23 protein-coding genes and 1 pseudogene are annotated in these 24595 nt (G+C 64.4%); 17 read left to right on the top strand and 7 right to left on the bottom strand.

Annotated elements, in window-relative coordinates; translation table 11 throughout:
• Positions 1–56: 56 nt before the first annotated feature.
• Positions 57–1013 carry a DUF2865 domain-containing protein gene (locus IPV08_RS03000; protein ID WP_207410689.1) on the bottom strand — a complete coding sequence of 319 codons (957 nt, stop codon included), beginning with the start codon at positions 1011–1013 and terminating at the stop codon, positions 57–59.
• Positions 1014–1386: 373 nt separating this feature from the next.
• On the opposite strand from IPV08_RS03000, the gene IPV08_RS02995 reads away from it, so the two are divergent.
• The 3 genes from IPV08_RS02995 (at position 1387) to IPV08_RS02985 (ending at position 4996) form a co-directional block, all read left to right on the top strand.
• Positions 1387–2733 carry an Nramp family divalent metal transporter gene (locus IPV08_RS02995; RefSeq protein ID WP_207410688.1) on the top strand — a complete coding sequence of 449 codons (1347 nt, stop codon included), beginning with the start codon at positions 1387–1389 and terminating at the stop codon, positions 2731–2733.
• A 178-nt stretch (positions 2734–2911) separates the two neighbouring features.
• Positions 2912–4303, top strand: a complete 1392-nt coding sequence (locus tag IPV08_RS02990) for a carbohydrate porin (RefSeq protein WP_348646062.1) — start codon at positions 2912–2914, stop codon at positions 4301–4303.
• Between the two features lie 516 nt (positions 4304–4819).
• Positions 4820–4996: a DUF1328 domain-containing protein gene (locus tag IPV08_RS02985; protein ID WP_003599466.1), complete on the top strand. Its 177-nt coding sequence runs from the start codon at positions 4820–4822 to the stop codon at positions 4994–4996.
• A gap of 147 nt (positions 4997–5143) precedes the next feature.
• On the opposite strand, the gene IPV08_RS24415 is transcribed toward IPV08_RS02985, so the two are convergent.
• A complete protein-coding gene (locus IPV08_RS24415) occupies positions 5144–5380 on the bottom strand; it encodes a NepR family anti-sigma factor (RefSeq protein ID WP_246747750.1) in 237 nt (78 codons plus the stop codon).
• 180 nt (positions 5381–5560) lie between these two features.
• Between IPV08_RS24415 and IPV08_RS02975 the strand changes: the two genes are divergently transcribed.
• Positions 5561–6361 (top strand): response regulator, encoded by an 801-nt coding sequence (locus IPV08_RS02975; RefSeq protein WP_056430130.1) that lies wholly within the window; start codon positions 5561–5563, stop codon positions 6359–6361.
• Between the two features lie 567 nt (positions 6362–6928).
• Here the strand turns inward: IPV08_RS02975 and IPV08_RS02970 are convergent.
• Positions 6929–7075, bottom strand: coding sequence for a hypothetical protein (locus tag IPV08_RS02970; RefSeq protein ID WP_207410686.1), 147 nt, complete (start codon positions 7073–7075; stop codon positions 6929–6931).
• A 250-nt stretch (positions 7076–7325) separates the two neighbouring features.
• Complete coding sequence (locus IPV08_RS02965; RefSeq protein ID WP_082470393.1) at positions 7326–7520, bottom strand: KGG domain-containing protein; 195 nt, start codon at positions 7518–7520, stop codon at positions 7326–7328.
• 326 nt (positions 7521–7846) lie between these two features.
• Between IPV08_RS02965 and IPV08_RS02960 the strand changes: the two genes are divergently transcribed.
• Positions 7847–8290: a cyclic nucleotide-binding domain-containing protein gene (locus tag IPV08_RS02960; protein ID WP_207410685.1), complete on the top strand. Its 444-nt coding sequence runs from the start codon at positions 7847–7849 to the stop codon at positions 8288–8290.
• A gap of 10 nt (positions 8291–8300) precedes the next feature.
• Here IPV08_RS02960 and IPV08_RS02955 read toward each other — a convergent pair whose 3' ends face one another.
• On the bottom strand, positions 8301–8744 hold the full coding sequence (locus tag IPV08_RS02955; RefSeq protein WP_207410684.1) for a VOC family protein: 444 nt from the start codon (positions 8742–8744) through the stop codon (positions 8301–8303).
• Between the two features lie 637 nt (positions 8745–9381).
• Here IPV08_RS02955 and IPV08_RS02950 point away from each other — a divergent pair.
• From IPV08_RS02950 to greA, 7 genes are all read left to right on the top strand, one after another.
• Positions 9382–10059 (top strand): L,D-transpeptidase, encoded by a 678-nt coding sequence (locus IPV08_RS02950; protein ID WP_056430145.1) that lies wholly within the window; start codon positions 9382–9384, stop codon positions 10057–10059.
• Positions 10060–10413: 354 nt separating this feature from the next.
• On the top strand, positions 10414–13092 hold the full coding sequence (gene ppdK, locus IPV08_RS02945; RefSeq protein WP_207410683.1) for a pyruvate, phosphate dikinase: 2679 nt from the start codon (positions 10414–10416) through the stop codon (positions 13090–13092).
• Between the two features lie 209 nt (positions 13093–13301).
• Positions 13302–13559, top strand: a complete 258-nt coding sequence (locus IPV08_RS02940; RefSeq protein ID WP_156467845.1) for a hypothetical protein — start codon at positions 13302–13304, stop codon at positions 13557–13559.
• A 223-nt stretch (positions 13560–13782) separates the two neighbouring features.
• A complete protein-coding gene (locus IPV08_RS02935) occupies positions 13783–14754 on the top strand; it encodes a cell wall hydrolase (RefSeq protein ID WP_200919155.1) in 972 nt (323 codons plus the stop codon).
• 207 nt (positions 14755–14961) lie between these two features.
• Positions 14962–15567, top strand: coding sequence for a hypothetical protein (locus IPV08_RS02930; RefSeq protein WP_207410682.1), 606 nt, complete (start codon positions 14962–14964; stop codon positions 15565–15567).
• Between the two features lie 112 nt (positions 15568–15679).
• Positions 15680–16666, top strand: a complete 987-nt coding sequence (locus IPV08_RS02925) for an MDR family oxidoreductase (protein WP_207410680.1) — start codon at positions 15680–15682, stop codon at positions 16664–16666.
• Positions 16667–16708: 42 nt separating this feature from the next.
• Positions 16709–17170, top strand: a complete 462-nt coding sequence (gene greA, locus IPV08_RS02920; protein ID WP_207410677.1) for a transcription elongation factor GreA — start codon at positions 16709–16711, stop codon at positions 17168–17170.
• Position 17171: 1 nt separating this feature from the next.
• On the opposite strand, the pseudogene IPV08_RS02915 reads toward greA, so the two are convergent.
• Positions 17172–18044: pseudogene (locus IPV08_RS02915) on the bottom strand (LysR family transcriptional regulator).
• Between the two features lie 144 nt (positions 18045–18188).
• Between IPV08_RS02915 and wrbA the strand changes: the two are divergent.
• A complete protein-coding gene (gene wrbA, locus IPV08_RS02910) occupies positions 18189–18788 on the top strand; it encodes an NAD(P)H:quinone oxidoreductase (RefSeq protein ID WP_056430536.1) in 600 nt (199 codons plus the stop codon).
• Positions 18789–18980: 192 nt separating this feature from the next.
• On the opposite strand, the gene IPV08_RS02905 is transcribed toward wrbA, so the two are convergent.
• Positions 18981–19973, bottom strand: coding sequence for an L-threonylcarbamoyladenylate synthase (locus IPV08_RS02905; protein WP_207410675.1), 993 nt, complete (start codon positions 19971–19973; stop codon positions 18981–18983).
• A gap of 187 nt (positions 19974–20160) precedes the next feature.
• On the opposite strand from IPV08_RS02905, the gene IPV08_RS02900 reads away from it, so the two are divergent.
• The 4 genes from IPV08_RS02900 to IPV08_RS02885 all read left to right on the top strand — a co-directional run bounded on the left by IPV08_RS02900 (position 20161) and on the right by IPV08_RS02885 (position 24592).
• A complete protein-coding gene (locus IPV08_RS02900) occupies positions 20161–21927 on the top strand; it encodes an acyl-CoA dehydrogenase (protein WP_207410673.1) in 1767 nt (588 codons plus the stop codon).
• Positions 21928–22108: 181 nt separating this feature from the next.
• Complete coding sequence (locus IPV08_RS02895) at positions 22109–22867, top strand: enoyl-CoA hydratase-related protein (protein ID WP_207410672.1); 759 nt, start codon at positions 22109–22111, stop codon at positions 22865–22867.
• A 38-nt stretch (positions 22868–22905) separates the two neighbouring features.
• Entirely contained in the window at positions 22906–23715 is an 810-nt protein-coding gene (locus IPV08_RS02890; protein WP_207410776.1) for an SDR family NAD(P)-dependent oxidoreductase, read from the top strand.
• 10 nt (positions 23716–23725) lie between these two features.
• On the top strand, positions 23726–24592 hold the full coding sequence (locus tag IPV08_RS02885; protein ID WP_207410671.1) for an NAD(P)-dependent oxidoreductase: 867 nt from the start codon (positions 23726–23728) through the stop codon (positions 24590–24592).
• The last annotated feature ends 3 nt before the right edge of the window (positions 24593–24595 follow it).

The raw sequence follows: 24595 nt of genomic DNA, 5'->3' as shown, positions 1-24595 counted from the left end.
CCTACGCCATAGCGGACCGAGCCACAACGCACCCCGAGCTGTCCCTGAGACCGGTCTCAGCGCGTGAAAGGCGAGGACACCACGACGCGGACGTCGGCGAAGCCCTCCGCGCGGTCCGGTCTTCGCTGGACTTCACCGAAGCCTCTTGTCCCCGCCGTGATACCCACCTGGGCCAGCCGGACGCGCGGCGCGCCGTCAAACGCCCGCCCGGCCTGCCGAGTATCCCCACCGGAGGCGCGGGCATCCGCCTCGCGCCGGACGACGTCGATCTTGCGGCCGATCAGGCGACGCTCACGGCGGGACAGGATGCCCGCCTCGCGGAAATCCACCATCGTGAAGCCACCAGGCCGCGTGGAGACCACCACACGGGCGCTCGATGGGGTTGCGACCACGTCGCCCACCTGCGCAGTCAGATCGCGTTCGATCGGCAGCGGCGTCGCCGCTACGCCTTCGGGCTGGCAGGAGCACTGGTCTACGAGCTTCCTGCGGTAGAGACGGGCGACCTTGAGAGCTCGGTAGGGCTGCCCGTCGAGGCTGACGGCCCGGTCCAGTTCGTTCTGCCGGGCGCCGAGCGTGTAGAGGCTGGTTGCCGCGTTGGGGCAGGCCGCCGCACAGGCTGCCTCGTGGAGAGGAATGTCGGCGCGCGAGGCCAGCCGCCCGAGCGGAAACAGGTAGCCGTCGCAAGCCCGGACGCAGACCGTACGGGCCCCGAGCGCCGAGGCGACCAGGCCAGCCGATGACGAGCGGCTCTTCCGATCAGCGGATGGCCGGTCGATGCGCACCATGCGAGGCGTGTGACGAGGCGGGGCGGGCCTCGTGATACGGTTGGTATCGGGCAGGGACGCATAGCGCGGACGCGCCGGGCGCGGCACGGGAACGGGTTCCGGCCGGATCCTTACGGCCGGTCCGCGGAAGATGTCCTCGAAGAAGCTGAAGATACCCCCCTGCTCGGAGGCCCGAACGAGGCTCGATCCGGCGACGACACCGCCGATGCCGAGGATCACGCCCGCCATAAGAGGGCCGACGACTCGCTGACGCGGCGCAATGGCCGTCCTCGCGACATGTGGGTATGCGACCCGCATCGCTTCCTCATCTTTCAGTAACCATCCGGTAGGACGTGCGTCCTGCCTAGGCTGGAGGAGAAGGGCTTCGCAACGGGGCAGACCACCGAGCCGCATGAAACCCTTGATTGAGTTGACACCTCCCAGGTCGCGAGAAGACGTCCCGCGGCACGGCGTTTTGGAGCACGTCATGAACACACGCTGCTGCACCGGTGGAGACGGAGACGCCCCTGTATCTTAGCCTTTGTTTTCCATTATAGCCGATGCTATATGCCTCGCAGGGTGCAGTGCGGCATTCGTGATTCGGCTCATCGGAAAACGCGGTATGGACAGGCTCAACGAGGATCGGGCGTGGCGCTTCAGCCGCGACACGCAGGAACAGCCGAGCCTCGGTCGCATGAACGGCAGCGTACCGGTTCTCGCGAACGGGAGCTGGCTGCGACGCCTGCTGGCCTTTCTCGGCCCCGGCTACATGATCTCCGTCGGCTACATGGATCCGGGAAACTGGGCCACCGACATCGCGGGCGGTTCGCAGTTCGGCTACACGCTTTTGGCCGTCATCCTGCTCTCGAACTTGATGGCGATCGTACTGCAGGCCCTCTCGGCCCGTCTCGGCATCGCCACCGGCCGCGACCTCGCCCAGGCCTGCCGTGATCATTATCCACGGCCCGTCAGCTTCGTCCTATGGATCGCCTGCGAAGCCGCCATCGTCGCCTGCGACCTGGCCGAAGTCATCGGCACTGCCATCGCCCTCAAGCTGCTGTTCGGCATTCCTCTCGTCATCGGCGCGATCATCACCGCCCTGGACGTCTTTCTGATCCTGCTCCTGATGCGCCGCGGGTTTCGCGCGCTCGAAGCGTTCGTCATCGCGCTGCTACTGGTGATCTTCGTATGCTTCGGCATACAGATCGCCCTGGCCGCGCCTCCGGTCCAGGCGGTCCTCGCGGGCTTCGTCCCCTCGTCGCAGATCGTCACCAATCCGGCCGCGCTCTACATCGCCATCGGCATCATTGGCGCGACCGTGATGCCGCATAATCTCTATCTGCACTCGTCCATCGTACAGACGCGAGCCTATCCGCGTACCGAGGAGGGGCGTCGCGGCGCCCTGAGGTTCGCGGTCACGGATTCGACCATCGCGCTGATGCTGGCGCTCTTCGTCAATGCCGCGATCCTGATCATGGCCGCCTCGGTGTTTCATGCCACCGGGCGAACCGACGTGCAGGAGATCGAGCAGGCTTATGAGCTGCTGTCGCCGTTGCTGGGGGCCGGCATCGCCTCCACCTTGTTCGCCGTGGCGCTGCTCGCTTCGGGGCTCAACTCCACCGTCACCGCGACGCTGGCCGGCCAGATCATCATGGAAGGCTTCCTGCGCCTGCGGATTCCCGATTGGGCCCGCCGCCTGATCACGCGCGGCATCGCTATCGTGCCGGTCGTGATCGTGACGGGACTCTACGGGGAAGAGGGTACGGCCCGGTTGCTGGTGCTGAGCCAGGTCGTTCTGTCGATGCAATTGCCCTTCGCCGTCATCCCCCTGGTCCGCTTCGTATCGGACAAGCAGAAGATGGGTGCGCTCGTCATTCCCGCTTGGCTGAAAATCCTCGCCTGGGTGATCGCCGCGATCATCGTGGTTTTGAACATCAAGCTTCTGGTGGATACCGTCAGCGGCGCCTGAACCAAATCAGTCATCTCCGGTCTTCTTGAGCGAAGGGCGGAGTACAGCGTTTCCGACCGTTACCGACCGGGCCGCCCAGCGGGCCCGGACGCAAGAACTTTATCTAAGAACATAGCATAGGCTATACTATCGAGGTCAGGCGTCGATGATCAGCAGAAGGGCTTTTCGGAGGTGGCGGGTGGGATTGGCGGGCGCTTTCGCCGTGAACCTCACTTACCCGATCGCCTCGCCCGCTTGGTCGCAACCCTCGGCGACAGGAGCCCTAGACGATCGCCCGGCGCAGTCCGCCGCTCTGGAGGACGACAGACCGCCCTCGATCCAATCCTCACTCGGTGCATTCGGCGATCCCGGCGGCTTCCGCCGAATGCTGGCGCCGCGCGGCATCACCTACAACCTACTTTATACGAACGAGGTTCTGGGCAACATCAGCGGCGGGGTGAGGCAAGGGCCGATCCATGCCGGCAAGTTCGAGGCGGCGATCAGCGTCGATCTCGACCGGTTTGCCGGTTGGAGGGGCTGGAGCGCATTCGCCAACGTCTTCCAGATCCACGACACGGGCGGCCTACGTGATCGCAGCTTTCATCGCCTGATCACGGTGAGCAATATCGAAGCCTATCCCTCGACACGCCTGTCAGAACTCTGGCTGGAGCATGCCTCGGAGGACCAGCGCTTCAACTTTCGGATGGGGCAACTCGTGGCGGATGGCGAGTTCTTCGCCTCCGACACCGGAAAAATCTTCCTGAGCAACGATTGGCCGACCATCACCGGAGCGAACCTACCGAGTGGCGGCCCTGCCTATCCCCTATCGACTCCCGGACTGCGGCTGCGCTGGACGCCCAACGCCTCAATGAGCGGGCTTATTGCGGTGTTCAACGGCGACCCCGGCGATCAGGCCAGCGTCAACCGGACCGGATTGAATTTTCGCCTGAACGATCCGCCGCTGCTGATGGGCGAGATCCAGCTTCGCGCAGTACCCGGCCCGAGCGGGCTCACTCGAAGTGTGAAACTCGGAGGATATCAGCATTTCGGGCGTTTCGACGATTACCGCTACGACCGGAGTGGGCTTTCCCTGGCGAGCATCCATAGCAGCGGATCACCGCGCCGACATGGTGGAACGAGCGGCGCCTATGCGGTGATCGACGCGCAACTCTACCGACCGGAGGGCGCTGATCAGGCCGACGGAGTGGCCGTTTATGCCCGCCTATCCGGCAGCCCGTCGGACCGGAACCTCATCGGCCTTTGGGCGGATGGCGGCATCGTTTTCTCGGGGATGGTGCCCGGCCGGCCGGAAGACGCCTTCGGCCTCAGCTTCATCTACGCGCGTATCGGCGACCATGCCCAGCGCTACGACCGGGATCGATTGTCTTTCGACACCAACTTCCACCCAGTCCGCAGCTACGAAGCTTCAATCGAACTGACGTATCAAGCAGTGGTGGTACCCGGTTGGACGATCCAACCGGATATCCAGGTCGTCATCAATCCCGGCGGGGGTATCGGAGACCCCACGCGCCCGAACCAACGGGTCAAAGGTGGCGTGGTACTCGGACTACGCTCCACACTCACCTATTGAGCGCACTGTATCAGCGCCGATCGTTGCGACGGACGCGGACCGGTACGGGCTGGGGAGCGGGCGACCCATTTTCGATCGCCTCTACGACTCCGCGAGCGGCCGCAGCGACCGCATCGAGAAGGCGTCGTGCAAGGGATGCGGCCAGCGACTCTCTCATCAGAATGTATCCGTGTTCGGGAACAGGTGACGAACGCTACATCGGACACCGGGTTCCACATCAGCGTCAACCACTATGTGGGTCGTCACTCCCGAAACCGACAAGAGTCTCGCCGATATGACGCATGCGAGCACTGCGCTGGGCAAGGGATCGTCTCGGCGCAATCCGGGACAGGACGATGTTCAGATCTTTTCCAGGGTGCCTAGGCGTGTGTCTGCGCTTCCGCGACCCGCTGATTTCGCCTCGATAACCAATCGTGACCGCTTTGTGTCAAAGTCAGGAACCGGTCGGATAACTTGGCGTTATTGATGTCATGAGGTCGCGGCACAGGTCGCACCAGCTTCACAAGGATCGAGACCATGCTTGGTTGGGCTGTAACATTTCTCGTCGTGGCCCTCGTGGCCGCTCTGCTTGGTTTTGGTGGTATTGCCGGCACCGCCATGGAAGCCGCAAAGCTCGTCTTCTTTGTCGCTATCGTTCTGTTCGCCATCTCGGCCGTCATTGGCCTGATGCGCGGTCGCTCGCCGACACTCTGACGATTGGACGTGTCGGTGCAGTCAGACCGATAACCCAGACACCAAGAAAGCCGCCGGATCGCTTCGGCGGCTTTTCTACAAAGCGAAGACCATCACACACTCCATCCGTGCCGGTGCACACTTTAGCGCTGAGGCAGGTGAGTTAGATTATTTTTCATCGAAGGGCTGACCGGAGGCATCGTCCATCCGGGCGATCAGATCTCGAAAGCGATCCGGAACGGGTTGCTGGACAATCGTGTCGTACATGGCACGCAGATGCATGCCGATCCGTTTCTGGGTGAGGTCACTCAGGCTGTGAGTTTCGGGGCTATGTAGTTTCGGCTCACGTTCCAGCTCCACTCGCGTCTCCGCCAGGGAGATGCGGACCGTTTCGTCCTCGTCCATTCGGTTATCCCCTTGATGCCACGCGGTGGCATCGCCGCGATTGTTTTGCGGCTTGACATAAGTCATGGCTGCACCTGCAACGCAGCGCGATACAAACGGTTCCGGGCTCGCGGAACACAGCCCATCGAACCGCGTTATGGCGGTGGCGACCATAAAGAACGGCAGTGCCAAGGGGATCTAATGTCGACAGCTCAACTCGTCGTGCAACATCTGCCGTATCTGCGCCGCTACGCGCGGGCACTGACCGGCAGCCAGGTCGCCGGCGATGCCTATGTGGCCGCCACGCTGGAAACGCTCGTCAACGAGCCGGACACGCTCGGACGCAGCACCAACGTCAAGGCGGACCTTTTCCGAGTCTACACCCGCATCTGGAATTCCCTGTCGGTCAACGGCCAGAGCGATCAGGTTCAGCATGATCTACCGGCTGAAGTTCGGCTGGGGCAGATCACCCCGCTGCCGCGCCAGGCGTTCCTGCTGTCGTGCCTCGAAGGCTTCTCCGAAGAGGACGCTGCGGTGATCCTCGAAGTCGACGTGACACAGGTGCGTGACCTCGTCGACGAAGCGGGACGCGAACTGGCGGCCGACATGGCCACGGAAATCCTCATCATCGAGGACGAGCCGCTCATTGCCATGGACCTGGAAGCCCTGGTCGAAGGGCTCGGCCACAACGTCATCGGCGTCGCCCGGACACGGACCGAAGCGATCAAGATCGCATCAGAGGGATCGCGTCCTGGTTTGATCCTCGCGGACATTCAGCTTGCCGATGGCTCTTCGGGGCTCGACGCGGTGAACGATCTGTTGAAGACGTTCGAGGTGCCGGTGATCTTCATCACCGCCTATCCCGAGCGCTTCCTCACCGGCGAGCGGCCCGAGCCCGCCTTCCTGATCGCCAAGCCGTTCCAGCCCGCCAACGTTTCGGCGGTGATCAGCCAAGCCCTGTTCTTCCAGCAGAGCGCCCGTCGCCGCGAGAAGACCGCCTGATCGTCCGACAGTCACAGACATCACCGGTGAAGTCAGAAAGCCCCGATCCTCGATCGGGGCTTTTCCGTTTTCGCTCGGTCAACCGATCAATAAAAACGGGCCGGACGAATGTCCGACCCGTGAAAAGTTTCCGGCCAATGCACAAGGGGAATGCGGGGGAGGACCAGGCGGCCGGGTGATTTGGTAACGAACATGATGCAACAGGGTTCCAAAAAATGCGGCTTCGGCCATTTTTGCCACGCGCGTGGTTTTTCCGCCACGCGCCTTAACGGGAGGTACCCGGGTCCCGGAAAAATGTTTGCAACAACGAGCCCGTCGTTTACTGGCCGTAAAGTTTTTAGACCAGTCAAGGAACTCGCGACGATCAGGTCGCGTTGTCCAGCATCCTGTCAAGCTCCGCTTGGAGATTACGACAATGCTTCGGTCTGGATTGATCCTGAGTGTCGGTGGACCGGCTGCCCTCCTGACGATGCTTGTCTTGCCGGTCGTTCAGCGCAAAGCAGACCGCTGGTCGCATCCCGCTGCGACGAGCCAGCAGGCCCCCGCGAGCTTGACGCCGGCCATCATTCACTCACCGGCGCAGATCGGTGGAAGCGACATCGCCGTGCTCCGTGTGACGACGGCGGTCTCGAATGAGCGCAGGGCACCGGCGTTCTCGTCGGACCAGGATACCGTCTCGACGGAAAAGCCCGTGCTGAAGCCTCGCAGAACCATGAGGGATGGTTGTGAGGGAGCAATCAGCTCTTTGGCCGGCCCGGAAGCACGCCGCATGATCCCAGGCCGCTGCATCGCATAAGCAACAGACCGACACTGAACGTCGAGACCCGCAAGCCCTTCGTTGATGACGGAGGGCTTTTTACTGTTGCGCCTAAAACGGCGGACGAATTAGATATTCGGTCGCCTCAAACAAGAAAGGCGCGCACCGGATCTCGGTACGCGCCTTGTCTCTTCCAACAAATGGAATTTAGTCTTCGCCGGACCGGCCGGGTGTGGTCGACTGACCGCCCTTGCGTCCCGCGGACGAAGCCAACTCGCGATCCTGAGAAAACGATCGCTTTTCCGCCGGAACACTCCGCCCACCTTTGCTCGCGATCTCGCGTTGCCGCTCCAGATCCATCGATGCAAAACCTCGCTTTGAGGTAGAATTTCCTGATGCCATCAGCGCCTCCTCAGCATGTGGTTCTCGAAGATGACAACCTTCGCCAATATCGATGGTTCCTCGGCCAACCTTGCTGAAGACAAATGCCCGCCGCCATTTAATCCATGCCGGCTGGTCATTGCGAGAAAGCGCCTGGATACCGCGACAACCCGCCTCAGATGCAGCGAATCATCGACGGTGACGTATGTCTGTGCGCGAGGCCGCCCCTCTTCGCCGTGAGAATGCACGGGGCTGGACAATGCCTGGGCAAACCGCATGGATGCGCAGGATGAAGGCGCCCATCGGTCGGCGTCTTCCAGCGGAGCGCTCAGAATGGTCGTTTCATCATGACCCTCGACACCGAGGTCTCGTCACTCCGACAGGTGCCGCTCTTTCGCGGGGTAGAACCGTCCCGCCTGAAGCTCCTGGCCTTCACCAGTGAGCGGGTTCATTTCGAAGCGGGGCAACAGCTCTTCGCCCGCGGCGATGTGGCGGATGCCGCGTATCTCATTCTCGACGGTTCAGCTGCCGTCACCATCGACGGGCCGTTCGGCCCATTCCGGCTCGCCCTTCTCGGGTCGAACGCGTTGGTCGGCGAAATGGGCATCCTGGCCGACCAGCCGCGCTCCGCCACCGTGCAGGCCGACACAGCGATCACCGCCTTGCGGATCGACAGGACGGTGTTCCTCGAATTGCTGGCTCAGTTTCCGCAAATCAGCATCGCGGTGATGCGTGAACTCGCGCTGCGTCTCGAACATACGAACCAGCAGCTGGCGGAACGGCGCAGCTGAGGCAGCACCGTCAATTCGTCGGATAGGTGATGAATTCCATCAACGAACCATCGGGGTCGCGAAAATAGACGCTGATCCCCGTGCCGGCGGCGCCATTGCGCTCGACAGGACCGAGTTCGACCGGGACGCCCTTCGCCGCGAGATGCGTGAGCGCGTCGTCGATGGACCCCGACCACCGAAAGCAAAGATCGCTGCCGCCCGGCATCACCGGACGTTCGGCCAGCGGAGTCGGCGACAGGCCGGGGCCGTGGACGTTCAATTGAACGCCGCCGAACCGATAGGCGAAGCCCTTCCCGCGAGAGATCACCTCCGCGCCCAGCACGTCGCGATAGAACGCAGTCGAGCGCTCCCAATCGGAGACGTGGATGACGCAATGGTCGAGATGAATCGCCGGCGCGAGGTCGGCGAGGGGCTCGTCGACCTCAGTCGTGGTGAAGGTTTGCGTATCGGCCATCGCGTCGTCTCGGTTTTCGGCGGCCCTGCCGCATCGGGGTCGAGCATGCCCCGCCCGGCCCGGCGGAGCAACGCGGGTTGCCTCAGCGCATCGACCGAACTCAACCTGAGATAAGTTATCGAGCTCGAGAAGCGCAACTCAACCGGGAACACCACTCGGTGGGATGTTATCCCTAACCGAAAGTTCGGCTTCAGGCCGCACTGGAGATTACGATGCTTCACGTCCGCATGTACGGCGCCCCGGAGATCATCGTTCGTCACGATATCAACGCAACGTGAAGATGGGACAGCGGCCCAGCCTTCGACATTCCGTAGTTCCGCAGCCTCACCTTCGGTGCCGGGCCGATAGCGATGGGATCAGCCTCACGGTCGATGTCGCGAAAGACCCGAACCTGCGGGCCGGGCTCGGAACGACATTCCCAGTGGTCAGGCCTTCCTGCCCGCAAACCGCTTGAGACGATCGAGCGGGACGGAAAACGGCTCGGCGTCAGCGCGCCGAACGATCAAGATCAGCCGAGCCAGACGAGATGAATCCGCGAGCACTGCCTCTCGTAAAGCGGAGATGGCGGGCATGTTCCCTCCTGCTGCGACGTGAAAGACACAACATCGTCGGCCATCGGACGGTAGTCATGAGGGCAATGATCCGCCCGACGACCACTTTCGTGGAGCCCTCAATGCATATCCGCCGTGTCCTTCTCAGCCTGCTCGTCATCGCTCCATTGGCCGCATGCAATTCTCGTGGGCCCATGACCGTGGCGCAGGATGATGAGGCCGCCTGGTATACGGGTTCGATGCCGGATAAGCCCTACGACGTGCCGCTGGTGGATACGTCGCGGCTCGATCCGAAATATCGTCGGCAGGTCGTTCGCTATACCGGGGCGGAAAAGCCGGGCACCATCGTGGTCGATATCGACAACCGCCAGCTCGCCCTGGTGCAGGAGGACGGCACGGCCCAGCAATACGGCATCGGCGTCGGCAAGCTCGGCTTCTCTTGGAAAGGCGAAGCGAAGGTCGGACGAAAGGGCGTGTGGCCGGATTGGAGCCCCACCACCACGATGGTCTCCCTTAACCCCGACCTGCCAAGGACCCGCAAGGGCGGGGTGGACAATCCGCTGGGGGCCCGCGCCCTCTATCTCTACCAGAACAATCGGGACATCCTGTTCCGCATCCATGGCACCAACGAACCCTGGAGCATCGGTGAACAGATGTCCTCCGGCTGCGTCCGCATGCTGAACGAGGACATCGTCGATCTGTTCGAGCGCGTCCCCGTCGGCACGCGGGTGCTGGTCAAGCGCAACGGAAAATATCGCGCCTGAATGCCAAGCCAAGCCGTCGGCATGGCGGATTCGACCCGTTTTCCTGGAGCTTTGGAATGCGGGTTTAGGCGAATGACGGGTGATGTTCACCGGGTCATTCGATGATGCCCCCCGATCCCCGTCGGGGGCCTCAGCAACCAGCCACGAGCCGACAGATAGACGAATCAGAATCCTGTTCGTCGATCATAGGAATGAAGATGTCTTAACCCTGTGTCATGATCGGATGACAAATCCCGCTGCCCGTTACGCGTGATGACCGCCTAAGGGCCGTTCATCTTGCATTGCAGCATGCAATGGTTCAACGGGGCATCTAGGGGTATGACATCCCCGATTGTTGCAAGCGGATCATTGGCGATGGCGAAGTGGGTCTACTCGTTCGGCGACGGCAAGGCGGAGGGTCAATCCTCCATGCGCAACCTCCTCGGAGGCAAGGGCGCAAACCTCGCCGAGATGTCCAATCTCGGTCTCCCAGTGCCTCCGGGTTTCACCATCACGACTGAAGTCTGCACCTGGTATTACGACAACGATCGTCAGTACCCTACGGAACTGAAGGCCGAGGTCCAGGCCGCGCTCGATGCTGTCGGAGCTCTTACCGGCCGCGGCTTCGGTGACCCGAAGAACCCGCTTCTCGTCTCGGTCCGCTCCGGTGCTCGCGCTTCCATGCCGGGCATGATGGACACGGTGCTAAATCTCGGCCTGAACGACACAACCGTCGAAGCCCTGGCCGAAGGCTCCGGCGATCCGCGCTTCGCCTACGATTCCTACCGCCGCTTCATCACTATGTACTCGAACGTGGTGCTCGATGTGGAGCACCACGCCTTCGAGGAGGCGCTGGAGCATTACAAGGAGACCAAGGGCTTCAGCCTCGATACCGAACTCGGTGCCGAGGACTGGAAGCACATGATCGGTCTCTACAAGAAGATCGTCCGCGACGAGCACGGCGCCGACTTCCCGCAGGGTGCCGAAGACCAGCTCTGGGGCGCCATCGGCGCCGTGTTCAGCTCGTGGATGATCCCGCGCGCCAAGAAGTACCGCGAGCTCAACAACATCCCCGAGAGCTGGGGCACGGCGGTCAACGTCCAGGCCATGGTGTTCGGCAATATGGGCGACACCTCGGCTACGGGCGTCGCCTTCACCCGCAACCCCTCCACCGGCGAGCGCGCGCTCTACGGCGAGTTCCTCATCAACGCCCAGGGCGAAGACGTGGTGGCGGGCATCCGCACCCCGCAGGACATCACCGAGAAGGCACGGATCGAGGCCAAGTCCGACAAGCCGTCGATGGAGCGGGCGATGCCCGAATCCTATGCCGAGCTGGTACGGATCTATGGGCTGCTCGAGACCCATTACCGCGACATGCAGGACATGGAGTTCACCATCGAGAGCGGAAAGCTCTGGATGCTCCAGACCCGCAACGGCAAGCGCACCGCCAAGGCAGCTCTGCGCATCGCCGTGGATCTCGCCGCCGAAGGCTTGATCACCGAGGAGGAGGCGATCGGCCGGGTAGAGCCCGCCGCCCTCGACCAGCTGCTCCACCCCACCATCGACCCGAAAGCCGAGCGCAAGATCATCGCCTCCGGCCTGCCGGCATCGCCGGGTGCGGCCACCGGCGAGATCGTGTTCAATTCCGAGGATGCCGAGGCCGCCCGCAAGGCCGAGCGCAAGTGTATCCTCGTGCGGATCGAGACGAGCCCCGAGGACATCCACGGGATGCACGCCTCCGAGGGCATCCTCACCACGCGCGGCGGCATGACCTCGCACGCCGCGGTGGTCGCCCGCGGCATGGGCAAGCCCTGCGTCTCGGGCGTCGGCACGATCCGCGTCGATTACAAGGCCGGCACCCTCACGGTGGCGGGCACGACGCTGAAGGCCGGCGACAAGATCACCATCGACGGCTCCACCGGCCAGGTCCTCCTCGGCGAAGTGAAGATGCTGGAGCCGTCGCTCTCCGGTGAATTCGCGACCCTGATGGGCTGGGCCGACAAGGTTCGCACCATGAAGGTGCGCACCAATGCCGACACGCCCACCGATGCCCGCGCCGCCCGCAACTTCGGGGCCGAGGGTATCGGCCTGTGCCGTACCGAGCACATGTTCTTCGAAGGGGACCGCATCGTCGCCGTTCGCGAGATGATCCTCGCCGACGACGTAGAAGGCCGCCGTTCGGCCCTGGCAAAGATCCTGCCCTATCAGCGCCAGGACTTCGTCGAGCTGTTCACGATCATGTCGGGCCTGCCGGTGACGATCCGTCTGCTCGATCCGCCGCTGCACGAGTTCCTGCCGCATACCGATGCGGAAGTGCAGGACGTCGCCAAGAGCACCGGCGTGTCCGAGGAGAAGCTCCGCCGCCGGATGACCGAGCTGCACGAGTTCAATCCGATGCTCGGCTTCCGTGGCTGCCGCCTCGCCATCGCCTTCCCGGAGATCGCGGAGATGCAGGCCCGCGCCATCTTCGAGGCCGCCGTCCAGGCCGCCAAGGAGACGGATGCCCCCGTCACCGCCGAGATCATGGTTCCGCTGGTCTTCACCCAGATGGAGTTCGACATCGTCAAGGCGCGCATCGACGCCATGGCGAAGGCCGTCACCGACGAGACCGGCGCGACGCTGTCCTATCAGGTCGGCACCATGATCGAACTGCCGCGCGCAGCCCTTCGCGCCGGGGACATCGCCAAGACCGCCGAGTTCTTCTCCTTCGGCACCAACGACCTGACGCAGACCGCGCTCGGCATCTCGCGCGACGACGCCGCGACGTTCCTCGGGGCCTATACCCAGAAGGGCATCCTGTCCGCCGATCCCTTCATCTCGATCGATCAGGAAGGCGTGGGCGAACTCGTTCGCATCGGCGTCGAGCGGGGCAGGGCTGTCCGTCCCGACATCAAGCTCGGCATCTGCGGCGAGCATGGCGGCGATCCGGCCTCGATCCATTTCTGCCAGGAGGTCGGGCTCGATTACGTCTCCTGCTCGCCCTATCGCGTGCCGATCGCGCGCCTCGCTGCCGCCCAGGCAGCCCTCGCTACGCGGGACAAGACTCGCGGCTGAGTGCCGGTCCATCAGGACAGGAAGACCTGAAAGGGCGGCCGATGGCCGCCCTTTTTCGTCGCGCTGCGCCAGGAGAAATGTCGTTGAATAAATCTCCGAATACCCCTTGAACCGATGTCGCTTCGGCACGTTGAGTGCTAGTGCCAGACCAAAGCGCGACGACGCTCCCGGCTGGGTGGGATGGCTTTGAACGCGCGGGAACGCCGACCATGAGCGACTCGAGCCAACCCCCTGTTTTTCTCTCTGAAACCTCGCATGCCGTGCCGGTACCGCGGGTCGTCCAGCAGGCCTATTTCTGGGTCGTCTCGGCGCTCGGCGGCCTTGCGACCATCGCCCTTCTCGTCTTCGCTGTCGCGACCCAAAGCAATACTGATGCAGAGCGCATCGCCGAAACCAAGGGACGCTCCAGCATCAATGCTCTCGTAGGCGCCCTAGCGGTCACACACGGCCGGCCCGGAAGCCTTTAAGAGACGTGTTGCAGGTTTTCGTGGGGGCCGATCAAGGTCTTCGCAGCACGCGATCCCGCGCGTCATCTTAAGACACTCGCAACCATAACGCCCGATAGTTTGGATCGTACCTTCTGCTCCCCCATGCGCGGCGACAGTGAGGTCAGGTCCTTAACCGGGTTGTTTGGTCGTGAGTACGAAACGCGTTCGCCGCCCTAGCCAACGGCCCTGGTTTCGCGCCTCCATGGTGCCCTGGACCCTCGCCCTGGGCTTCATCGTCTCCTTCACGGCAAGCGCCGGAACCGACCCTTCCGCCTCCGGTCTGACGGGACAGGGCGTGGCCAGGATCGCCCTGCGGCTCCCCCACGATACGCCGGGAATCCGCCGCCGTGTCGATGCGAAGGCGACGGAGCGGCTCTATCCGAACCACGAGGCAGGCGCCGGCCAGATTGGGAGAGCGCCCGTCGTCAACGTAAACCTTTCGGGCAGCGATGCGGGAATGCTGGTTCCCGGCTCCGCGATCTGGTCGCCAGACCTGGAGCCGAATTCCGGCTTCACCCTCCCGCAGGAAGCGGCCAGCGACGACGAAGGCGATGAGCCCTCGGACGGTGCTACACCCGCCATCCCGCGCGCCGTCGCCCTGTCGTCGACGACACCGGCCCCGGCTGATGCCACGCCCATCGAAGTCGCGGCGGCGAGCCTGATGATCCCCGGCTTCTCGCCAAGGAAAGACTTTGCACCGGGCATCGCCGACGCCACCCCCGAGGACGCCCGGCATCGCTATGCCGACCTGATCGGCCCCGATTCCATCGATCGGGAACAGCGCTGCCTCGCCGAAGCTGTCTATTTCGAAGCCCGGAGCGAGCCCGAGGACGGTCAGGCCGCCGTGGCCCAGGTGGTTCTGAACCGCGTCAAGAGCGGCCTCTACCCGTCGAATGTCTGCGGTGTCGTCTACCAGAACCGGCATCGCTATATGGGCTGCCAGTTCTCCTTCGCCTGCGAAGGCAAATCGCTGCGCATCACCGACGGCCCATCCTGGCAGAGCGCCAGCCGCATCGCCAGCGCGGTCATCGAAGGGCGGACCTATCTCAGCGAGGTCGGTGGCGCCACGCATTATCACGCCGATTACGTGAAGCCGGGCTGGTCGAGGCGCCTGAAAAAGATGGACGTGATCGGCCGCCACATCTTCTACCAGCTCAAGCGCGGTCAGACCTGAATCCGGTTTAACGCCCCGTGAATCGACATCGCACGCTTTACTTAAGCAGAGTGAAAATTGCGTAGTCTTAAGCCAGGGTTAATTTTACCCTGATCTGCAATACAGCTTGCTCCGAGCGCAACTTGACCGCCTCTAATGCGTCGAGGGGTGCGTGCCGTCATGGGCCGCACGCCAACCACATCGCGTTTTAGAGTCGAGGAATTCATCATGACCGCGCCGGTCGCCCATTTCACGCTGTCCGCCATCGCCCTTGCCGGCGCCATGCTCGGTACCTCGATTCTCGCGACATCGGCTCAGGCCGGAGGCTGTGGCGGCGCCGAATGCTACCGTCACGTCACTACACCGCCCGTCTACGACACCGTCTCCGAGCACGTTCTCGTCCGCCCGGCGCGGACCGTCTACCGCTCCATTCCCCCGGTGTTCGAGACTGTCGCCGAACAGGTCCAGATCTCTCCGGGCGGCCGCGTCTGGCAGACACGCCGGGACGCCTACGGCCAGATGATCGGCTGCTGGGTCGACGTTCCGCCGCGCTTCGCAACGCGCCATCGCCGCATCCTGGCCCAGCCCGGCCAGACGATCCCCGAGACGATCCCTGCGGAATATGCCAGCGTCCAGCGCACCGTTCTGGTCTCGCGCGGACGGTCAGGCTGGGTGCCCGCTCATGGAGGAGGCTATCGGGGCGGCTATGCCGGCTCCCCCCGCGCTCCTCTGATCGGCTCCATTCCCGACGCGTTCGGCATCACCGGTGCGAGTTCGGCCGATGTCGGCGTCGGCCTCGGCTTCTCCACCGGCAGCATTTACGACGGATATTGATCTGATCCGACGCGACGTCGTCTCGGCCTCGGGCGTCTCACCGCCCGGGGCCGTCTTGATTCAGGGCGCCCTCGACACAGGTCAGCTTCGAGGCGAGAGGAGACCGGCGGATATGGCGACGTTCAAGGCGTGGGTGATCGAAAAGAGCGAAGCGGGACAGAATCTCCGCTTCACGGATTTCGACGAAGCAGATCTCATGGACGGCGACGTCACCGTGCGGGTCACGCATTCGACCCTCAACTACAAGGACGGATTGGCCATGACCGGCCGTTCGCCCGTCGTGCGACGTTTCCCGATGATCCCCGGCATCGACTTTTCCGGCATCGTGGAGACTTCGGACCATCCCGACTACAAGCCCGGCGACGCCGTGGTGCTCACCGGCTGGGGCGTCGGCGAGAGCCATCTCGGCGCCTATGCCGAGCGAGCGCGGGTGAAGGGCGACTGGCTCGTGCCGTTGTCGGATGGGCTGAAGCCTGAAGAGGCGATGGCGGTGGGGACCGCCGGCTATACCGCCATGCTCTGCGTCATGGCCCTCGATTCCCACGGCCTCACCCCTGCCGACGGCCCCGCCATCGTTACGGGTGCGTCCGGCGGTGTCGGATCAGTCGCCGTGGCGCTGCTAGCCAAGGCTGGATGGCATGTCATCGCCGTGACCGGTCGTTCGGGCGAGGCGGATTACCTGACGTCGCTGGGCGCTGCCGAGATCATGGACCGGAGCGAGCTCGCGAATCCCGGCAAGCCCCTGGCGAAAGAGCGCTGGGCAGCGGGCATCGATGCCGTCGGCTCGACGACGCTCGCCAATCTCCTCGCGTCCACCAAGGCCGACGGTGCCATCGCGGCCTGCGGCCTCGCCGGAGGCATGGACCTGCCGACCTCGGTGGCACCCTTCATCCTGCGCGGCGTGACGCTGTTCGGCATCAACAGTGTCACCACCCCGTTGCCAAAGCGCAGGGAAGCCTGGGCGCGGATCGCGCGGGACCTCGACCGAAGCCTCCTCGCCAAAATGACGAGCACAGTGCCACTCTCGGAGGTGGGGACGCTCGCAGAGGAAATCCTCGAGGGGCGGACGCGTGGCCGCACCGTCGTCACCATCGGGTGACCCGGAGCGGAACCGTTATGCTTGCGGAGCATTCCTGTCTTCATGAGCAGTGCATTTGTCAAAGAGCGTGAAGGCGGAGAAGCGTTCGAGGATCTTCCAGATCGCCCTATCTCGCCCCACACCAATTTCGTCACCCCCCAGGGTCTCGCCCAGATGGAAGCCGAAGTGGCTCGGCTGCAGTCGGAATTTTCCGCGCTGACGCCTGGCGCCAAGGCCGATGAGGCCCGCGTCACCCGTGAACTGGCCTATTGGACCGCGCGTCTCGGCTCGGCCGAACTCGTCGAGCCGATGGACGGTGAGACGGTCCATTTCGGGTCGACGGTCTCGATCCTGAAAGAGGACGGTGCCAAGCAGAAATTCCGCATCGTTGGCGAAGACGAGGCGGATCCGACCAAGGGCTCGATTTCCTACGTTTCACCGATGGCGAAGGCTCTGACGGGGAAAAGCGTGGGCGATACCGTCGAGGTGAACGGCCACGAGATCGAAATCGAAGCCATCGGGTGAATTAGGAACCGATCCCTTCGATCAATGGCCGCATCGCCGCGATTTCGGTGGCGATGACATCCATGAGCGCTCTGACCCGTGGAGCATGACGCAGTTCGGCGTGGGTCAGAACCCAGAGCGAGGTCGCGAGTTCGGGTTCGTTCTGTGAAAGGCGGAACAGGTTTGGACGAGTATCCGCCTCCCAGCGCGGTAGCGGTCCGATACCGCACCCGGCCTCGATCGCCTCACGCAGGCCCAGCACCGTGTTGATCGAAATGGCGACGTTTCCCGCCGCGATGCGGGACTTTGCGAAGGCGGCGAAGCGTCCGCCTGCCACGGTAGCGCTCGGATAGACCCATGGACTGTCGGCCATAGCGCGACCCACGTAATCCTGTGTCCCGTAGATGGCCCAGTTGCTGGTCGCTTAGCGTCGTCCGACGAGGTTGGGCGGCGGTCGATCACTGGCTCGGATCGCCACATCGGCATCCTTGCAGAGATTGAGCGATTCCTCGGCCAGAACGAGTTCGAGGCGGATACGCGGGTAGCGTCGTCGAAACCCCGCGAAGATCGGCATCAGGACTCCGGTTGCGAGGCCCGCCGGTGCGGTGATGCGCACATCACCGGCAGGCTCCGATGATTGGCCCGCGAGTTCACGATTGAACTGCGCGACAGTGTCATCCATCCGACAGGCGGCGAGGATCATGGCGCGACCCGCCTCAGTGGGAACGTAGCCCGACCGGTGCCGCTCGAAGAGCCGTGCCTGAATCGACGACTCGATGGCAGAGAGGCGGCGGAACGCGGTTGAATGATTGATGCCGAGATGATCGGCGGCACGGGTCAGGCCACCCTGCTCGGCGATCGCGCGCACGAGGCGGAAATCGTCCCAATCGGCCACGCAGCACCCCATCGAACCGTTGCGACCTTGCATTGACGCAAGACGAATTTTGCAGAGTAGGGCATTTCCGCAAGGCACGTCCTCACCGATATCGGCCACTGCACAAAGCTGCGTTGCGGCGTTTTTCGATCTGGAGTGAGAATGATGGCGAAGGTTCTGGTCCTCTATTACTCGTCCTGGGGACATGTGGAGCAGATGGCGAACGCCGTCGCTGAGGGTGCCCGCGAAGCCGGGGCCGATGTCAGCGTGAAGCGTGTCCCGGAACTCGTTCCCGACGAGGTCGCCAAGCAGTTCCACTACAAGCTCGACCAGCAGGCCCCCATCGCCACCGTGGACGAACTGGCCGATTATGATGCGATCATCTTCGGTACGCCCACACGCTACGGCAACATGGCTGCCCAGATGAAGCAGTTCATCGATCAGACCGGCGGCCTCTGGGCGCAGGGTAAGCTGGTCGGCAAGGTCGGCTCGGTCTTCACATCCACGGCGTCACAGCATGGCGGCCAAGAGACGACACTCACCAGCTTCCACACCGTGCTCCTGCACCACGGCATGGTCATCGTGGGATTGCCCTATTCTTTCCCCGGCCAGAACGGTGTCGAGCAGGTGAAGGGGGGCACGCCCTATGGTGCGTCGACGATCGCCGATGGCGACGGAAGCCGTCAGCCGAGCGGTGTCGAACTCGATGGTGCCCGGTACCAGGGCAAGCATGTCGCCGGCATCGCCGCCAAGCTCGCCGTCTGAACGACGTCGGGTCAAGAACGAGCCTCGCACATGGTGCGAGGCTCGTTTGGTCGTTCACCAATTGCACGCAAGAAAAAAGGCTCGGACGAATCCGAGCCTTGAAAGGGAGAAGGTCATTTGGGGGCTGAACTGACCTTCGTAATCGTTGAACGCCTTCGCGCTGACTCGGTTCCCTGAAACCAAAAAACAATTTCAGCGGGGCGCCGCCGCCCGGCGTAGCCTGTCATTGATCGCCTCGCCGAGGCCCGTCCGGGGGATCGGAGCGACCGCGATGATCCCGGTACCGGCAGCGTCCAGATGGCGTAGGGCGGAGAAGAGCGCGGACGCTGCCTCTTCGAGGCTGCCGGTCTCGCTGAGGTTGAGGCGCGCTTTCGCTGCGTCCGTACCGGGCGGTACATCTCGCCCGAACAGCAGAACCGCCTCATCCGGCTCGATCCGCAACGCGTCAAGTCGCACGGCCGCCCGAGGGGCGTAATGCGAAGCGAGGAGACCGGGGCCGATCGGTGCCTCGTCAGGATGGTTTCCGGTATCGAAGGCAAAGCCCAACACGGCTTCCGCCACCTCCCGCGTCACACCGCCGGGGCGGAGCAGGCGTGCCCGACCGTAGAGACAAGCGATGACGGTGGATTCCAGGCCGACCGAGGTGCTCCCGCCATTGAGGATCGCGGCGATGCGACCGTCGAGATCGGCGAGGACATGCTCGGCTCGCGTCGGGCTCACACGTCCCGACCGGTTGGCAGAGGGCGCCACCACCGGTCGCCCGACCTTCTCCAGAAGGGAGAGGGCGACGGGACTGGCCGGGACGCGCAGGGCGACGCTGGGAAGACCGGCGCGGCCGAGGTCGCTGACCGTCCCCCCCGGAGCGACCGGAACGACGAGGGTCAGCGGTCCCGGCCAGAACGCGGCCGCGAGACGCAGGGCGATCTCGTCGAAGACGCCTTCGCGCCGGGCCGCGTCGAGACCTGGCACATGGGCAATCAGGGGGTTGAAGCTCGGGCGATTCTTCGCCGTGTAGATCCGCGCCACGGCATCGGAGTCGGTGGCGTCGGCGCCGAGCCCGTAGACGGTCTCCGTGGGAAAGGCGACCAGAGCGCCCCCGCGAAGGAGATTCGCGGATCGCTCAATTCCAGCCTCGTCGATACCGAGCATCAAGGTCTGGCCGGGGATTGACGCGAGATCGTTCATATCTAAACTATCTCCTGCCCGGATGACGTGCGGCGTCGTGCGGTGTCCCGCTCCAGCGACTGCCTATCCCCGCGATGCGGTCTTGCCTATGCCTATCGGCGAACGACGTGACCGACCTGTCGCCGGGTCGGCTCGCGCGCCAAACACAGGGTGAAGCGTCGCTCGAGACGACGCGGGAGATACGTCCATGAGCTATCGCACGCCGGTTGCCGAGATCAGCTTTGCCTTGCGCCATGTCGCTGGGCTCGATGCCGCCATCGCCTCGGGCGCCCATGGCGACCTGACGTTGGAGGATGCAGACGCGATCCTGCAAGAGGCCGGCCGGGTGGCCGACGCCGTGATCGCGCCCCTCAACACCATCGGGGATCGGCAGGGCGCGCGCCTTGAGGACGGTGCCGTGACCACGTCGCCGGGCTGGCCCGACGCGTATCGCACCTGGATCGAGGGCGGTTGGAACGGCCTGAGCGCCGAACCCGAATATGGCGGCCAAGGGCTTCCACTGCTCCTCAACGCCGCCTGCAGCGAGATGTGGAATGCCGGCAGCATCAGCTTCGCGCTGTGCCCGCTCCTTACCGCCGGCGGGATCGAAGCGCTGTCGAAACACGGTTCCGAGGACCTGAAGGGGCGCTATCTCGAAAAACTCGTCTCCGGCGAGTGGACCGCCACGATGAACCTCACCGAGCCCCAGGCGGGTTCGGACCTGTCCCTCCTGCGCAGCCGCGCCGACCCGGCGGGGGACGGGAGCTACCGCATCGTCGGGTCGAAGATCTACATCACCTATGGCGAGCACGACATGGCGGACAACATCGTCCATCTCGTCCTCGCCCGGCTGAAGGACGCCCCGGCCGGAACGCGCGGCATCTCCCTGTTCCTGGTGCCGAAGATCCTTCCCGACGGCAGCCACAACGACCTGCGCTGCTCGGGGCTGGAACATAAGCTCGGCATCCATGGCTCGCCGACCTGCTCGATGGCTTTCGGCGATAACGGCGGCGCCACGGGCTGGCTGATCGGCGAGGAGAACCGTGGCCTCGCCTGCATGTTCACGATGATGAATTCGGCCCGGCTCAATGTCGGGCTGCAGGGGGTGGGCGTCGCCGAACGGTCGTACCAGCAGGCGCTGACCTATGCCCGCGATCGGCGCCAGGGCAAGGCGGCGGGCTCGTCCGATCCCGTAAGCCCCATCGTCGAGCATCCCGACGTGCAGCGGATGCTGCTGACGATGAAAGCCTATACGGCAGCCGCTCGCGGCATCTGCTACCTCACGGCCGAAGCACTCGATGCCGCGCGCGGCCCAGAAGGCAAGCAAGCGAACGACCGGGCGTCGTTGCTGACCCCCGTAGCCAAGGCGTTCTCCACCGACATAGCCAACGAGGTCGCTTCTCTGGGCGTCCAGGTCCATGGCGGCATGGGCTTCGTCGAGGAGACGGGCGCGGCCCAGCACATGCGCGACGCACGCATCCTGGCGATCTACGAGGGCACCAACGGCATCCAGGCCATCGACCTTGTAGCGCGCAAGCTGCCGCTGAATAGCGGGGCCACCGTGAGGGCGCAGCTGGCCTCCATGCGTCGCGTGGCCGAGGCGGTCCAGAAGGATGCGACCCCCGCTTTCGGCCATCTCGGTCCGCGCCTGCGTGCCGGGATCGAAAGCCTCGACCGGGCGACGAGTTTCCTGCTGAAGGCCCTGGCCTCGAACCGTCCCGAGGAGGCCCAGGCGGGAGCGACGCCGTATCTGCGCCTGTTCGGCCTCGCGCAAGGCGCGACCTGCCTCGCCCTTGCGGCGCTCGCCTCGAATGCCGCCCTCAAGACCGGCGAGACCGATCCCGCCCACGGCGCCCGCATCGCCCTGGCGCGGTTCTTCGCCGAAAACCTCCTCACGGCGGCGGGCGGGTTGGAACAGAGCGTCGTCGATGGTGGCGGGTTCACGCAGGACGGTATGCTGGCCTTGGCGGGGTGAGCACGAAGACCCTCCCCCCTCTGCGGGGGAGGGTGCCTGCGGAGCAGGCGGGAGAGGGGACGACCTCTCCGGACGGCGCGCTCCCCTCTCCCGACCCGCATTCGCGGGCCACCCTCTCCCGCAGAGGGGAGAGGGACTAGCGGCCAGACGGGAGAGAGATCGCCGGAAAGCGAGGACACACATGACCGAGCACATCGCGATCCACGACACATCGGACGGCGTCCGCCTGATTCGCCTCGACCGGCCGGACAAGAAGAACGCGCTCACCGGCGCGATGTACGACGCCATGCGGGACGCGCTCGCGCGGGCGGATTCATCGGAGAGCATCGGCGCCATCGTTTTCGCCGGGGCGCCGGGCGCGTTCAGCGCTGGCAACGACCTCGCCGATTTCGTCGCCGGCGCGCGACGGCCTTTCACGGAAGCACCCGCCCTGCATTTCATCCGGCAGCTCGCTCGGACCGCCACGCCGATGGTAGCGGCGGTGGACGGGATCGCCGTTGGGATCGGCACGACGCTGACGCTGCATTGCGACCTCGTCTATGCCAGCCCGGCGGCGCGGTTCCGGATGCCGTTCGTGGAACTCGGCCTCGTGCCGGAGGCGGCTTCGTCCTATCTGCTTCCGCGACGGGTCGGGCTCCTGAAGGCCACCGAACTCCTGCTGTTGTCACAGCCCCTCGATGCCGACGAGGCTCGGAGGCTGGGTCTCGTCAACGATGTCGTCGCATCCGACCTTCTGGAGGATCACGCCATGGCCCAGGCCGCCCGCCTCGCCGGATTGCCACGGGGGGCGGTCGCGGCGACCCGCAAGCTCATCCGGGGTGACCAAGCCGACGTCGAGGCCGCATTGGAAGCCGAGGCCGTGGCCTTCGAAGAACGCTTGCGAGCGCCCGAGGCGCAGGAAGCCTTCGAGCGCTTCCTCGGGAAAACGAAAGCGCCGTGAGCAGGAATGCGCCCGACCTGAGCAACGCGATCTGCCTCGTGGCCGGGGCTTCGCGCGGCGTCGGGCGGGGCCTTGCGCGTGGATTGGGCGAAGCCGGCGCCACGGTGATCGTCACGGCACGATCGAGCGAGACGGGGCCTCGCACCGAGGGTAGGCCGGAGACGATCGAGGATACGGCCCGTGCGGTCGATGCCGCAGGCGGCCACGGCCATCATTACATCTGCGACCATACCAGCGAGCGGGAGGTGGATCGCCTCGTCCAATGGGCTTTGCGCCGCTTCGGGCGGATCGATGTCGCGGTCTCCAGCGTCTGGGGCGGCAATGAGGGTTTCGACGGCGAGCGCTACGCGGATGGAGTAGAATGGGGCACCCCATTCTGGCGACGCTCCGTGGAGCCGCTCTCGTCCTTCTTCGAAACCGGCCCATTACCGGCCTTGCTCCTGGCGCGTGCGGTCGCCCCCGCCATGGTCTCTGCGAAACGGGGGCTGATCGCGTTCGCCTCGTTCGATACGCAGCCCGACTATCTGGGTGACGTGTTCTACGACCTTGCCAAGGCGACGACGAACCGTCTCGCTTATGCCTGCGCCCAGGACCTCGCGCCCCATCGCGTGACGGTGCTCGGGCTCTCGCCGGGTTTCGTCGGCACGGAGCGAGCCCGCGACAACGGCCATGCCGACCGGGCAACCGAAAGCCCGCTCTATGCCGGCCGGGCCCTGGCGGCCCTGGCCGCCGATCCCGTCGTCCATGCCCGTAGCGGGCACATCCTCCATGCGGGCGATCTCGCCGCGGAATACGGCTTCACCGATCTAGACGGCACGCAGCCGCCGCGCTTTCAAATTGGACCATGAGGAAACGGGCATGACGGATTTGAACTCCCTGGCGGGAAAGACCCTGTTCATCACCGGGGCCTCGCGCGGCATCGGCCTCGCCATCGGCCTGCGCGCCGCGCGCGACGGCGCCAACGTCGCCATCGCCGCGAAGACCGAGACGCTGCATCCCAAGCTCGAAGGCACCATCCATACGGCGGCGGCGGCCATCGAGGCGGCAGGCGGTCGGGCCCTGCCGCTCCTCGTCGACGTGCGCGACGAGGCCAGCGTCGCCGCAGCGATCGCGCGGACGGCGGAAACCTTCGGGGGGATCGATATCGTCGTGAACAATGCGAGCGCGATTTCGCTCACCCGTACGCCGCAGACGGAGATGAAGCGCTTCGATCTGATGCACCAGATCAACACCCGCGGCACCTACATGGTCTCAAAATATGCGATCCCCTACCTGGAGAAGGCAGAGAACCCGCATATCCTGATGCTGTCGCCGCCCCTCGACATGGCGGAGAAGTGGTTCGCGCCGCATCTCGCCTACACGATGGCGAAGTTCGGCATGTCGCTCTGCGTACTCGGCCTCGCCGGCGAATTGCGTCGCCAGGGTATCGCCGTGAACGCCCTTTGGCCGCGCACAACCATCGCGACGGCTGCCGTACGAAATCTCCTCGGCGGTGAGGCGCTGATCCAGGCGAGCCGCAAACCGGAGATCATGGCGGATGCGGCCCATGCCCTGTTCCTGCAACCGTCCCGCGAGGTCACCGGCCGCTTCCTCATCGACGACAGCTTCCTCGCCGAGCAAGGTGTCACGGACTTCACACAATACCGCGTCACACCCGGTATATCCCTTGCGCCGGACTTCTTCGTGCCGGATGCGAACACACCGCCTTCCGGGGCCCTCGCCTGAGAC

The sequence above is a fragment of the Methylobacterium sp. SD274 genome (assembly GCF_017355285.1).
GTDB lineage: Bacteria > Pseudomonadota > Alphaproteobacteria > Rhizobiales > Beijerinckiaceae > Methylobacterium.
The sequence above is the reverse complement of the archived record's forward strand: the minus strand, read 5'-3'. Positions and strand labels throughout refer to the sequence as shown.

Excerpts from the sequence above, each read along its gene's own strand:
- IPV08_RS03000 (WP_207410689.1), bottom strand. The coding sequence starts at position 1,013 with ATGGCGGGCGTGATCCTCGGCATCGGCGGTGTCGTCGCCGGATCGAGC.
- IPV08_RS02995 (WP_207410688.1), top strand. The coding sequence starts at position 1,387 with ATGGACAGGCTCAACGAGGATCGGGCGTGGCGCTTCAGCCGCGACACG.
- IPV08_RS02985 (WP_003599466.1), top strand. The coding sequence starts at position 4,820 with ATGCTTGGTTGGGCTGTAACATTTCTCGTCGTGGCCCTCGTGGCCGCT.
- IPV08_RS24415 (WP_246747750.1), bottom strand. The coding sequence starts at position 5,380 with ATGGACGAGGACGAAACGGTCCGCATCTCCCTGGCGGAGACGCGAGTG.
- IPV08_RS02975 (WP_056430130.1), top strand. The coding sequence starts at position 5,561 with ATGTCGACAGCTCAACTCGTCGTGCAACATCTGCCGTATCTGCGCCGC.
- IPV08_RS02970 (WP_207410686.1), bottom strand. The coding sequence starts at position 7,075 with ATGGTTCTGCGAGGCTTCAGCACGGGCTTTTCCGTCGAGACGGTATCC.
- IPV08_RS02965 (WP_082470393.1), bottom strand. The coding sequence starts at position 7,520 with ATGGCATCAGGAAATTCTACCTCAAAGCGAGGTTTTGCATCGATGGAT.
- IPV08_RS02960 (WP_207410685.1), top strand. The coding sequence starts at position 7,847 with ATGACCCTCGACACCGAGGTCTCGTCACTCCGACAGGTGCCGCTCTTT.
- IPV08_RS02955 (WP_207410684.1), bottom strand. The coding sequence starts at position 8,744 with ATGGCCGATACGCAAACCTTCACCACGACTGAGGTCGACGAGCCCCTC.
- IPV08_RS02950 (WP_056430145.1), top strand. The coding sequence starts at position 9,382 with ATGATCCGCCCGACGACCACTTTCGTGGAGCCCTCAATGCATATCCGC.
- ppdK (WP_207410683.1), top strand. The coding sequence starts at position 10,414 with ATGGCGAAGTGGGTCTACTCGTTCGGCGACGGCAAGGCGGAGGGTCAA.
- IPV08_RS02940 (WP_156467845.1), top strand. The coding sequence starts at position 13,302 with ATGAGCGACTCGAGCCAACCCCCTGTTTTTCTCTCTGAAACCTCGCAT.
- IPV08_RS02935 (WP_200919155.1), top strand. The coding sequence starts at position 13,783 with ATGGTGCCCTGGACCCTCGCCCTGGGCTTCATCGTCTCCTTCACGGCA.
- IPV08_RS02930 (WP_207410682.1), top strand. The coding sequence starts at position 14,962 with ATGACCGCGCCGGTCGCCCATTTCACGCTGTCCGCCATCGCCCTTGCC.
- IPV08_RS02925 (WP_207410680.1), top strand. The coding sequence starts at position 15,680 with ATGGCGACGTTCAAGGCGTGGGTGATCGAAAAGAGCGAAGCGGGACAG.
- greA (WP_207410677.1), top strand. The coding sequence starts at position 16,709 with ATGAGCAGTGCATTTGTCAAAGAGCGTGAAGGCGGAGAAGCGTTCGAG.
- wrbA (WP_056430536.1), top strand. The coding sequence starts at position 18,189 with ATGGCGAAGGTTCTGGTCCTCTATTACTCGTCCTGGGGACATGTGGAG.
- IPV08_RS02905 (WP_207410675.1), bottom strand. The coding sequence starts at position 19,973 with ATGAACGATCTCGCGTCAATCCCCGGCCAGACCTTGATGCTCGGTATC.
- IPV08_RS02900 (WP_207410673.1), top strand. The coding sequence starts at position 20,161 with ATGAGCTATCGCACGCCGGTTGCCGAGATCAGCTTTGCCTTGCGCCAT.
- IPV08_RS02895 (WP_207410672.1), top strand. The coding sequence starts at position 22,109 with ATGACCGAGCACATCGCGATCCACGACACATCGGACGGCGTCCGCCTG.
- IPV08_RS02885 (WP_207410671.1), top strand. The coding sequence starts at position 23,726 with ATGACGGATTTGAACTCCCTGGCGGGAAAGACCCTGTTCATCACCGGG.